The sequence below is a fragment of the Natronospirillum sp. genome (genome assembly GCF_022565775.1).
In the GTDB taxonomy this organism is placed as follows: domain Bacteria; phylum Pseudomonadota; class Gammaproteobacteria; order Pseudomonadales; family Natronospirillaceae; genus Natronospirillum.
The window spans coordinates 1-11,939 of record NZ_JAIUMC010000099.1; the positions used below are offsets into that span (position 1 = coordinate 1).

Below are 11,939 nucleotides of genomic sequence, written 5' to 3' on the forward strand. Positions count from 1 at the left end.
GACGTTTTTTGCGTGTCTGCGGTCAGTGTACCCCGCCATCAGGCGGCATTGGCACTTTGGTGAAGGCAACTAGAACCCGGGTATGGAAAGAATCGCTCAATTCCCCTGCGCCTCCATGCGGCGCTGGCTGAAGGCTTCCTCCAGCCAGCCGACGCGCATCTGGGGTACAGACGCCAGCAGCAGGTCGGTGTAGGCATCGAACGGTGGTGAAAGAACCTCCTCTCGGGGGCCATAGCGCACCACCTTGCCCTGATACATCACTGCTATCGAGTCCGCAATGGCCTTCACCGTCGCCAGGTCATGCGTAATGAACAGGTAGGCCACCTGCCGCTCCTCCTGCAGCCGCAGCAGCAGCTTCAGGATGCCATCCGCCACCAGCGGGTCCAGTGCACTGGTCACCTCATCACAGATGATCAGCTCCGGCTCCGCCGCCAGCGCCCGCGCAATGCAGATCCGCTGTTTCTGTCCGCCGGACAGCTCCGCCGGGTAGCGTTCATAGAACTCCGGACCCAGCTCGATCTGCTCCAGCAACTCGATCACCCGCGCACGCTGCTTCTTGCCGCGCAGCCCGAAATAGAACTCCAGCGGTCGACCGATGATGGTGCCTACCGTATGGCGCGGGTTCATCGCTACATCCGCCATCTGGTAGATCATCTGCAGTTGGCGCAGATCTTCCTTCTTGCGCTGTTTCAGTGCCGGTTTCAGGGTTCGCTCGCCAAAGCGAATGGAGCCCTTTTCCGGTGGCAGCAGCCCGGTAATGACCCGCGCCAATGTCGACTTGCCCGACCCGGACTCACCCACCACAGCGAGCGTCTGCCCGGGCGTGATGGCCACAGATACATCATCCAGCACCGGTTTGCCGAGCCCTGGCTTGCCATAGCGGGCGGTAATGCCCTCTACGGTCAGGATCGGCTCCCCGGGCGTCTTGGCGATGTGGTCTATGGAGCGCACCGAGACCAGGCGCTGGGTGTATTCTTCCTGCGGGTCTTCGATGATCTGCCGGGTCTCCCCGTGTTCAACCATCTTGCCGTGTCGCAGCACCATGATCTCGTCGGCCACCTGGGCCACAACGGCCAGATCGTGCGTGATGTAGAGGGCACTGACATCGGTGTCGCGAATGGCATCCTTGATCGCGGCCAGCACGTCCATCTGGGTGGTCACATCGAGCGCTGTTGTGGGCTCATCGAAGATGATCAGGTCCGGCTCGGAGCACAGTGCCATGGCTGTCATGGCACGTTGCAACTGGCCGCCCGATACCTGGTGCGGGTAGCGCTCACCGAAATGCTCGGGGTCGGGCAGGCCCAACTTGCGAAACAGCTCGATGGCACGTTGCTCGGCCTTCTTCTGACTGGCCAGGCCATGCCAGAGCGTGGCCTCGATGACCTGCTCCATGATTCTGTGTGCCGGGTTGAAGGCGGCGGCCGCCGACTGCGCCACATAGCAGACTTCCTTGCCGCGCAGCGCGCGCATGCCGCCCGCGCTCAGCTTGAGGATATCGCGCCCGTTCACCAGAACCTCACCGCCGGTGATGCGCACGCCGCCGCGGCCGTAGCCGGCCGGTGACAGCCCAATGGTGGATTTGCCCGCTCCGGACTCACCGATCAGCCCCAGCACCTTGCCCCGGGGCAGGGTCAGATTGATATTGTCCACAATGGTCACATCGTGGGGTTGCTCACCCGGCGGGCGCAGGGTGGCTTCGATCTTCAGGTTGCGTATGTCGAGCAGATGATCAGCCACCACGACCTCCTTTCAGATCTGTTTTCTGTTTCAGGATCCAATCGGCAACCAGATTCACCGAAATGGCCAGGGTCGCAATGGCACCGGCCGGAATCAGTGCAGCCGGTACCCCAAAAACGATGCCCTGTCGGTTTTCCCTGACCAGTGAGCCCCAGTCCGCGTCCGGTGGCTGAACCCCCAGGCCCAGAAAGGACAGGGAGGACAGGAAGAGCACGGCAAAAATGAAGCGCAGCCCCAGTTCGGCAATCAGCGGTGCCAGGGCGTTGGGCAGGATTTCCCGGAAGATGATCCAGATACGGCCCTCGCCCCGCAGGCGGGCGGCCTCCACAAAATCCTGTACGTTCAGGTCGACCGCCACAGCACGGGCCAGACGATAGACCCGGGTGCTGTCGAGCACTCCCATGACCACCACCAGCACCGCAATGGTGCTCGGCATGACCGACAGAATCAGCAGCGCGAAGATCAGCGTCGGAATCGACATCAGCAGGTCCACGCCGCGTGACATCAACTGATCAGCCCAGCCCCCGAGTACGGCAGCCAGAATGCCCAGCACGCTGCCCAGGCTGAAGGCCAGCATGGTGGCCAGCGCCGCGATGGTGATGGTGGTGCGGGCGCCATAGATCAGGCGTGACAGCAGATCGCGGCCAATATTGTCGGTGCCCAGCAGTGACGCGGCGGAGCGAGGCTCCCACGGGTTACCCACGACTTCCGCCATGGAATAGGGCGCCAGCCAGGGCGCAAACACCGCACAGATCAGAAACAGCGCCGTCAGCACCAGACCGATCATGGCGGTTACAGGCATATGTCGCAGCATGTTCCCTCCTTACTTCGGATGCCGCAGGCGCGGGTTGGACAGAATGGACACCAGGTCGGCGATCATGTTGAGGCCGATGTAAACCGCCGCGAAAATCAGGCACACTGCCTGCACCACGGGAATGTCGCGCTTGGCCACATGGTCGATCAGGTACTGCCCCATGCCGGGGTAGACAAAGATGACCTCGACCACCACCACGCCCACCACCAGAAAGGCCAGATTGATCATCACCACATTGACCACTGGTGAGACCGCATTGGGAAATGCATGGCGCCAGATGATCAGCAGGCTGCGCAGGCCCTTGAGCTCTGCCGTTTCGATGTAGGCAGACTGCATCACATTGAGAATGGCGGCGCGCGTCATGCGCATCATGTGCGCCAGTATGACCAGCGTCAGGGTGGCCGCCGGCAATGCTATGGCATGCAGTCGTTCACCCAGGCTCATGCGATCGTGCACGCTGGCCACACTGGGGAACCAGTTCAACTGGACAGCAAAAAAATAGATCAGCAGGTAGCCGATAAAAAACTCGGGCAACGAAATAGCGGTCAGCGTCGAACCGGAAATCAGTCGGTCCGGCCAGCGGTTCTGATAACGCACGGCTACCAGACCCAGCAGAATGGCGAGTGGCACAGCGACCACGGCGGTCCAGAAGGCCAGGAAGAGGGTATTGTTCACCCGCCGACCCAGGCTTTCCGCGATATCCCGGTTGTTGGACAAGGCCGTGCCCAGATCGCCCTGCAATATACCACCCAGCCAGCTCAGATAGCGTTGCCAGGCTGGCTGATCCAGACCCAGCTCACGCCGGATATTGGCCAACGCCTCGGGGGTTGCGCCCTGGCCGAGAATCGACTGGGCCACATCCCCGGGGAGGATCTGGGTGCCGGCGAAAATCAGTACGGAGACCGCAAACAGTAGGGAGATGCCCAGCGCGAGGCGCTGGGCAATCAGTCTTGCAATCAGACTATTCATAATGATTACAAATTGTCGGTTCAGGCGCTCAGCCAGAGACGGGACAGCGCATAGCCGGACATCATTTCACCCATCGGATGCGGGTTCCAGCCCTGAACCCGGTCGCTGGTGGCCTCGATGTAATCATTGAACATGGGCAATATCAGGCCGCCTTCGTCACGCACCATCAGGCCCATGTCCCGGTACATCTCCTGGCGGCGAGTCTCGTCCAGTTCACCCCGGGCATCGCGCGCCAACTGATCGAAGTCTTCGCGCTTGAATCGGGTGTCATTCCAGTCGGCTGTGGAAATATAGGCCGTGGAATACATCTGATCCTGGGTGGGGCGGCCACTCCAGTAGGAGGCGCTGAACGGCTGCACATTCCATACTTCAGACCAGTAGCCGTCGCCCGGCTCACGCCGCACATCGATGGTAATGCCGGCCTGGGCGGCGCTCTGCTGGAACAGCTGTGCCGCGTCCACCGCACCCGGGAAGGCCACTTCTGACGTGCGCAGTACGATGGGCCCATCATGGCCGGAGCGGCGGTAATGGTAGGCTGCCCGGTCCAGGTCGAACTCGCGCTGCGGAATGTCTTCCGGGAACAGCGGGTAGGCTGCATTGATCGGGAAATCGTTGCCGACTGTCCCGTAGCCTCTGAGAATGCGGTCAACCATGTCTTCGCGGTTGATGGCGTATTTCAGTGCCAGACGCAGATCATTGTCGCTGAACGGCGCCGTATCGGCATGCATGACAAAGACATAGTGTGCCCGTCCCGCCACGCTTTGCACCCGGACATTGGACAGGTTGGCCACGCGATCGACAATGCTGGGTTCTACCCGATTGACCACATCCACCTGTCCACTCTGCAGTGCAGCCATGCGCGAGGTGGTGTCATTGATGATCAGAATTTCGATTTCATCGGCATGACCGAACTCGTCCGGGTTCCAGTAGTTCTGGAAGCGCTCGGCCCGCTGGCGCACACCAGGCTCGAATTCGACCACCTTGTAGGGGCCTGTCCCGATACCGGCTTCCGGTGCATCCTTGCCGCCATTGGGCTGGATCATCAGATGGTAGTCAGACAGCAGAAAGGGCAGGTCGGCATTGGCTTCCGTGGTGGTGATCACGATCTCGTAATTGCCGGTCTTGCGCACCGATTCGATGCCGCGCATGATGCCGAGTGCGCCAGATTGAGAATCCTCATCGGAATGACGTTCCAGAGTGGCCACGACATCATCGGCATCCATTTCCTTGCCATTGTGGAACTGCACACCGCGGCGCAGTCTGAAGGTCCATTCGCGGGCATCGTCGGACGCGTGAATCTCTTCCGCCAGGCGCGGTACCAGATCACCCTCGGGAGACACATTGGTCAGTGCCTCACCCCAGGATTGACCGAAGGAGTGCTGGACCTGGCTGGTCCACAGGGCAGGATCCAGGCTGTCGGTGGATTCGCCACCCTGCATGCCGGCACGCAAGGCGCCGCCTTTAATGGGTGAGGAGGCCAGGGCAGCACTGCTCAGCATGCTGGTGGCGACAGGAATGGCGACACCCAGGGCAGCCGCGCGGCCCAGAAAATCACGGCGCGACATGCGGCCCATGATGACTTGTGTGCTCAGAAACTCGAGTTCTCTAGACATGTTTCTCTCCCTCTGTTGCTCGTCTTTTTGTCTGTTATTCACTGTGTCGTTTGCGGTCTTGCATTTATCGCTCTATGGCGCCTTTGCGTGACTGATCAGGGTGTTCCTGCGTCAGCACAACGTCGGTAAAATCTGCAATCACCTGATCTGCGTCGGCCAGGTGATTGCGATCAATACGGTTCGGGCACAGTCCGATGGCAGCCTTGAGCTTCGCCCTTCGGGCCATTTGCATGTCGCCGTTGGAGTCACCGAACAGGGCAACGGATTCCGGACTGACCCCCATGCGGGTGCAGGCCACCCAGGCCGGGTCCGGAAACGGCTTGCCGCGCTCGGTCGAGTCATGCCCCAGAACCACTGCGAAAGCATCACTGAGGCCCAGTGCCCGCAAGTGGTGCCGCGCGTTGGCCTCGGTATCCGAGGTCACGACGGCCAGCGGGAGGCTCAGCGATGCGGCCTGCGCCATCAAGTCGTGGAGTCCGGGCAGTGCGACGATATCCCGGGCATGGAGGAGAGACTCGGCATGGTCGGCGCTGTTCCGAACAAGATGAAGGGCGTCATTCCAAGCCACTCCCTGCTCATAAAGGCCAAAGCCCAACAACGCAGTCACATCGTCCATGGAACCAATGGCCAGCGGACCGGCAGGATCACAGGTTGTGATGCTGGCATTGACGCCCAGGCGTTGCAGGATCAGGGATTCATCAAGTTCGAGCGCCGGTGAAGCGGTCTTGTGCAGATGGTGCATCAGATGTTGCAACCAGCTGAGCCAGAGTTGGTTGAATTCCAGCAGAGTGCCGTCCTTGTCAAACAACAGGGCAGCCACGGAGCCGTGGTCCCGGCCTGCAATGCGCAGCCGGGCCTGAGTCTCGGTCGTCTTGATCATGGTCGTTTGAGTGGCTGCCATCATCGATCGCCCACCGTTCGTCGGGTGGTATCCGGGGTGTCCTCGGAGAGCCAGCGCAACAGCTCCCCCGACTCGCAGCGCTCGATCAGCCGCTCCAGAAACCAGTAGTAATCCTTGGACTCTTCAATCTTCTTGCGATCGATTTCGATTCTGCGGCGCACGCTGAGCGGCAGATCGTATTCCTGCAGCAGGGTGTCGTACGCTTGGGTGGCCTCTTCGATCGCCTTCATGTTGATGGTGATTTCGTCTTCCCACTTGCGGCAGAAGAAGTTGATGAAATTCTTGTAGAAGTCCTCTTCCGCCCGGTACAGGTCTTTGCGCTCACCGGGGCGGAAGATTCGATGCACCATGCGGTTTTCCAGCAGCTTGCGGACACCGGTGCTCATGCTGCCCTTGCTCATGCCCATCTTGTCGCACATTTCATCCAGCGTGATCGGGTCATCGTGGAAATACATCAGGCCATACAGCAGCGCGGTCGTGGCACTGACACCGTAGTGGTCCATGGTCTGGGCGATAGAATTGACGACTAGAGACCGGACCTCGTCCACCTTCTCCAGGGCCTGGTCTTCTTCCAGTGTGGCGCTCTTTTGGGGCTGGCTGTCTTTGTTCATTCCATCCACTCTAGATCAAGATTATGACGGACATATTAACAAGATATGGAACATTTAATATTTTCTAAACGTATTGCACAGTATGTTTCTCAGAAAAATTCTGTCAACCTTTGCTGGTTATCTTGTGTTCGGGAAGGCGGGGAAGTTCAGTCCGGTGGGCAGCAAAAAGGCCCCGCAACCACAAGGTTTTGGGGCCTTTCAAAAAAGGTGGCTTGCGGCCTTGAATAGGTGGCCGTTCAGCCGACTATCAGAGGCTCAGGTCGATTACATAGTTGCCTGCGGCGCCGGATTGCAGCACCGCGTCATGGGCCTTGGCCAGGTCACCCAGGGCAAATGTCTGGCGCACGACCGGCTTGACCATGCCACTGTCCAGCAGCGGGAACAGAGCTTGTGAAATCTGCCTGAACTCGGCCGGCGTGCCATTGAACAGGGCCATGCCCATAACGGCCGCATCACGCGCCATCAGATCACGTGGCGTAATCTCGATGTTGCCGCGGCTGCCCACGACAACCACCCGGCCACGTCGGCCCAGTGCCTTCAGATCCCGGTCCAGATTGACATCCGCCAGCATCTCGAGAATCAGGTCGAAGCCGTCATCCATGTTGTTCCAGGGCTTGAGATAGTCCTCGGAACGGTGGTTGACGATCTGATCAGCACCCAGTTGGCGCAGCAGACGTTCACCTTCTTCGGTGCCGGCGCTGGCGGTAACATTCAGGCCAGCCGCCTTGGCCAGTTGCACGGCAATGGTGCCCACCGCACCGGTGGCGCCGTGAATCAGTACCGACTCGCCGGCCACGGCGTGTCCGCGATTGAACAGGGCCCGATAGGCGGTCAGCCCGGGCACACCCATGCAGGCGCCTTCCACCCAGCTCACACTGTCGGGCAGCTTGTAGGTGGTATTGGGGTCGCATACGGTGAAGTCTGCGGCTGAGCCGGTTACGCAACGGTGGAAGAACACCCGATCGCCGGTACAGAAGCCCTTTACGTCCGCGCCCACCTGAACCACTTCACCCGCGCCATCCATACCCGGGATGTGAGGGAAGGTGGTGGTGTAGTTGTTGGTTCCGCCCCTGATGTAGGTGTCGACCGGATTGATCCCGGCTGCCTTGACCGCCACCAGCAACTGATGGTCATTGATCGGGGGCTGCTCGACTTCCTCCAGTTGCAGAACGTCGGACCCACCATACTCGTGACTACAAATGGCTCGCATGTTTCCGCTACCTCTGATGCTGAATTCAGCCCCGAGTATAGCCTATTTGTGGCCTGCAGAAATTGTCGTTCCACGCCGGAAACGAACAGCCACCATGCCCAGCAACGCCAGCAGCAGGAGTGGATTGATCGCACCGGAACTGTCGCTGCTGCCGCTGTCACTGCTGCTGCTCGGAGCCGGTGTGGTATCGAAATCGAGGCCGGTTACATCGTTGATCCAGTCGAGGTGGTGGGACGGCCTGATATTGATGCCCGGCAGATGCGCAGAGCCGAAACTGACGACGCCGACCTGAACCCATTCCTCATCGTGTTTGACCAGCAACGGACCACCGCTGTCTCCACTGCGTGATCCGGGATTGAAATCGAACCGCTCTACCTCTTCTCCGGCACAGACGTAATGATCATGGAAAGTTGTGGACCCATAGGACTCGTTGCACTCCGCGTTGCCGGCGATGGCGATGTCCAGTTGCTGCAGGTAGGAAGACGGTTCGGAAGTGCCCTGAAGGCCCCATCCCAGCAAACGAGCGTCGGCATCATGGGGCGTCAGTTCGTGGTCCAGGTTCGGAGAGGGCAGAGTAACCGGGTCGTCCAGATACTCATCGTCGCCACTGTCAGTGTCCAGTTTCAGCAATGCAATGTCATGCTGATTGCGAGCCGCATCCGGGTAGTTGTCTGGATGAACGACAATCTCTTCTACCTCAAACTGGCGCCCAGGATTGGTGCCTACATCCGGGAAGAACACCTCGCCAAGGGTAACTGCAACGTCGTCAGGTTCTCTGGTGTAGTCAGTCCATCCGTCTTCTGCAGATTCATCTTCTATTTCAAAGAAAACGCAGTGAGCAGCCGTCAGTACCCAGCCTTCGCCAATATGCGTACCACCACATGATCCACTATTGTGATCCCCACTCAACTGGAGGAGAGCCATCCAGGGATAATCTTCATCAGCGTCTTCACCGCCAACAATACGCGGCTGCAAGATCATCGCACTGGCGGTCATGGCCAGCAAGAACCAGCCCATCAGCAGCAGTGCAAACAGTCGTGGCCGGTTTGGAATCAGTGTGGAAATGGTGCGGAAAATAGTTCGATCAGACATGGCAGAACTCTTCTGTTTGATGACAGGAGGTACTGCTTTCCCGTGCGGTGTGATGACGCTTTCTTTTCATTTTATTGTCTGAGCGGCACAATGCAACTGATGGTCTGCACTATCCCCTCTCGGCACTTCCTGTGGCAGAACTTGTATGTATATATGCATATCCGTATCTATGTATGTATAATCGGCGCCAAATACGCAAACTGGCACAGGGTCCATGACCGAAAACCAGCTCCAGAGCGACACGCCAACCTTCGGAACCGAGGCGGCCAGACTCTTTCGTTGTCTGGGTGACTCAACCCGGCTGAGTCTGATGCTGTTGATTCAGGAGCAGGGTGAGCTCTGCGTCTGTGAGTTGACGGAAGCCCTACAGCTCAGCCAGCCCAAGATTTCGCGCCATCTGGCTCAGTTGCGACAGTGCGGACTGGTGGAAGATCGTCGGCAGGGGCAGTGGGTATTCTATCGGCTGCCGGACAGTTTGCCCGGTTGGATGGGCCGCGTGCTGGCGGCGACGGCTGCTGGCCAGGCCCGCATGATCGAGCCAGCCATCCAGCGCCTTGAAGTCATGCAGAACCGGCCGGAACGCTGTTGTTAATATCACCAATGCATAATCTTTCGGAGTCGAGTTTTGGGTATTTTTGAACGCTTTCTGTCGATCTGGGTAGCCCTCGGCATTGTCGCCGGCACACTGCTTAGCCTGGTCTTTCCGTCCTTGTTCGAGGCGGTGGCCGCGTTCGAGTTTGCGCACGTCAACGGAGTCATCGCCGTCTTCATCTGGATGATGATCTACCCGATGATGATTCAGGTGAACTTCGCTTCCATCAAGGAAGTGGGGCGGCAGCCGCAGGGGCTTATTCTGACCCTGGTGGTCAACTGGCTGATCAAACCTTTCACCATGGCGGCACTGGGTTGGGTGTTTTTCCGTGTCATCTTTGCCGATCTGGTCGACCCGCAGACCGCCAGCGAATACATTGCCGGCATGATCCTGCTGGGTGTGGCGCCCTGCACAGCCATGGTATTTGTCTGGAGTCAACTGACCCGGGGCAATGCCAGCTACACACTGGTGCAGGTATCGGTCAACGACATCATCATGATCTTCGCCTTTGCGCCCCTGGCTGCCCTGCTGCTGGGGCTGACCGACCTGACGGTACCCTGGGATACGCTGCTGCTGTCGGTGGCGCTTTATGTGGTGGCACCTCTGCTCGCAGGCATGCTGACCCGGCGCTGGTTGATGGGTCGCGGCGGTGAGCCTGCAGTGTCCGACTTTGTCGCCCGGCTCAAGCCCGTTTCCATACTGGGGCTTCTGGCAACGGTCACGCTCCTGTTCGGCTTTCAGGCCGAAACCATGCTGCGCAACCCGCTGGCCATTGTACTGATCGCCATTCCGTTGCTGATCCAGAGTTACGGTATCTTCTTTATCGCCTATGGCAGCGCCAAGGCCATGAAACTGCCGCATGACATAGCCGCACCGGCAGGCCTGATCGGTACTTCCAATTTCTTCGAACTGGCCGTGGCTGTTGCCATTTCACTGTTCGGACTCACCTCTGGCGCCGCGCTGGCGACCGTCGTGGGCGTGCTGGTCGAAGTGCCGGTCATGCTGACCCTGGTCGCCATCGCCAATAGAACACGGCATTGGTTTCCAACCGCCAGGCTGGAGGACGCGGTTGAAAAACCAAGAGACTCGGGTGTGGGGTGAGTTGTAGTCGACAGAAGACAATCGCGGATTAGTAGACAGTAGACAGTTGACGGTCGACAGTGGGGTCCTGACGCCAATTCAGGGGATCGAAAAGAAGCCTTTTACCTCAGCGCCTTCCTGCCATCTGTCATGGATTTCGCTGTCTACTGTCGACCGTCTACTGTTTACAATTTTCACGAGAGGAAATTTTGATGAGCCTGAAAATCGGCATCAACGGCTTCGGCCGCATGGGGCGTCTGGCGCTGCGGGCGGCTTGGGGCTGGCCGAACATCGAGTTTGTACAGATCAACGACCCGGCCGGTGACGCGGCGACGTTGGCGCATCTGCTGAACTTCGATTCGGTGCACGGGCGCTGGCAGCATGAAGCGTCAGCGGACGGAGAGCATATTCGGGTGGGTGACCACTCACTGACGGTGAGCCGCAACAAGGCCATCGCGGATACCGACTGGTCGGGCTGTGACCTGGTGCTGGAATGCTCCGGCGTGAACAAGACCACAGCAGCGCTGCAGGCCTATCTGGATCAGGGCGTCAAACGCGTCGTGGTCAGTGCGCCGGTCAAGGAGCCGGGTGTGCTCAATGTGGTGATGGGGGTGAACGATCATCTGTACGACCCCGCGCAGCATCGCATTGTGACCGCCGCCTCATGCACCACCAACTGTCTGGCGCCGGTCGTTAAAGTGATACACGAGCACCTGGGCATTCGGCACGGCAGCATGACCACCATCCACGACATCACCAATACGCAGACCATTATCGATGCACCGCACAAGGATCTGCGCCGGGCGCGCTCCTGCGGGTCCAGCCTGATTCCGACGACGACCGGCTCGGCGACTGCGATTACCGAAATCTTCCCCGAACTGAAAGGCCGCCTGAATGGCCATGCCGTGCGCGTGCCACTGACCAATGCGTCGCTGACCGACAGTGTGTTCGAGGTTGAAAAGCCAACCACCGCCGAGGCGGTCAATGCGCTGCTGAAGGCAGCCGCCGAAGGCGAACTGAAGGGCGTGCTGGGCTACGAAGAGCGACCGCTGGTCAGCATTGATTATCGCACTGATCCACGCTCCGGTATTGTCGATGCCCTGTCGACCATGGTGGTCAACGAAACCCAGGTGAAACTCTATACCTGGTATGACAATGAGTGGGGTTACGTCAACCGAATGGTGGAACTGGCGCGCAAAGTCGGAGACTGATTGCGGATGCCTGTTTTTGATGGCGCCACGCTTTGTGGGGTAGCCAAACCGGGCCAGCAACCCGCGAACAGTGGTGCCTTGTTTCCGGCTGTTGCTTGCCCCCGTCGGG

General features: G+C 59.3%; 11 protein-coding genes. 3 read left to right on the top strand and 8 right to left on the bottom strand.

Annotated elements, in window-relative coordinates:
• Positions 1-96 precede the first annotated feature (96 nt).
• The 8 genes from LAT62_RS14095 to LAT62_RS14130 form a co-directional block, all read right to left on the bottom strand.
• Positions 97-1,737, bottom strand: coding sequence for an ABC transporter ATP-binding protein (locus LAT62_RS14095; protein ID WP_293385244.1), 1,641 nt, complete (start codon positions 1,735-1,737; stop codon positions 97-99).
• Positions 1,730-2,551, bottom strand: a complete 822-nt coding sequence (locus LAT62_RS14100) for an ABC transporter permease (RefSeq protein WP_293385247.1) — start codon at positions 2,549-2,551, stop codon at positions 1,730-1,732. Before LAT62_RS14100 ends, LAT62_RS14095 begins: the two co-directional genes overlap by 8 nt.
• Positions 2,552-2,560: 9 nt before the next feature.
• Positions 2,561-3,520, bottom strand: coding sequence for an ABC transporter permease (locus tag LAT62_RS14105; protein ID WP_293385250.1), 960 nt, complete (start codon positions 3,518-3,520; stop codon positions 2,561-2,563).
• Between the two features lie 20 nt (positions 3,521-3,540).
• Complete coding sequence (locus tag LAT62_RS14110; RefSeq protein WP_293385253.1) at positions 3,541-5,133, bottom strand: ABC transporter substrate-binding protein; 1,593 nt, start codon at positions 5,131-5,133, stop codon at positions 3,541-3,543.
• Between the two features lie 64 nt (positions 5,134-5,197).
• Positions 5,198-6,037: an HAD family hydrolase gene (locus tag LAT62_RS14115; RefSeq protein ID WP_293385256.1), complete on the bottom strand. Its 840-nt coding sequence runs from the start codon at positions 6,035-6,037 to the stop codon at positions 5,198-5,200.
• The gene (locus LAT62_RS14120) at positions 6,034-6,645 is read right to left on the bottom strand and encodes a hypothetical protein (protein ID WP_293385259.1); all 612 of its coding nucleotides are present in this window, start codon (positions 6,643-6,645) and stop codon (positions 6,034-6,036) included. The genes LAT62_RS14115 and LAT62_RS14120 overlap by 4 nt, the downstream gene beginning before the upstream one ends.
• Positions 6,646-6,892: 247 nt before the next feature.
• Complete coding sequence (locus tag LAT62_RS14125) at positions 6,893-7,855, bottom strand: NADPH:quinone reductase (protein ID WP_293385262.1); 963 nt, start codon at positions 7,853-7,855, stop codon at positions 6,893-6,895.
• A gap of 42 nt (positions 7,856-7,897) precedes the next feature.
• Positions 7,898-8,947 (bottom strand): trypsin-like serine protease, encoded by a 1,050-nt coding sequence (locus LAT62_RS14130; protein WP_293385265.1) that lies wholly within the window; start codon positions 8,945-8,947, stop codon positions 7,898-7,900.
• A 214-nt stretch (positions 8,948-9,161) separates the two neighbouring features.
• On the opposite strand from LAT62_RS14130, the gene LAT62_RS14135 reads away from it, so the two are divergent.
• The 3 genes from LAT62_RS14135 to LAT62_RS14145 all read left to right on the top strand — a co-directional run bounded on the left by LAT62_RS14135 (position 9,162) and on the right by LAT62_RS14145 (position 11,830).
• A complete protein-coding gene (locus tag LAT62_RS14135) occupies positions 9,162-9,539 on the top strand; it encodes a metalloregulator ArsR/SmtB family transcription factor (RefSeq protein WP_293385268.1) in 378 nt (125 codons plus the stop codon).
• Positions 9,540-9,572: 33 nt separating this feature from the next.
• Positions 9,573-10,640 carry an ACR3 family arsenite efflux transporter gene (gene arsB / locus LAT62_RS14140; protein ID WP_293385271.1) on the top strand — a complete coding sequence of 356 codons (1,068 nt, stop codon included), beginning with the start codon at positions 9,573-9,575 and terminating at the stop codon, positions 10,638-10,640.
• A 191-nt stretch (positions 10,641-10,831) separates the two neighbouring features.
• Positions 10,832-11,830: an ArsJ-associated glyceraldehyde-3-phosphate dehydrogenase gene (locus LAT62_RS14145; RefSeq protein ID WP_293385274.1), complete on the top strand. Its 999-nt coding sequence runs from the start codon at positions 10,832-10,834 to the stop codon at positions 11,828-11,830.
• Positions 11,831-11,939 lie beyond the last annotated feature (109 nt).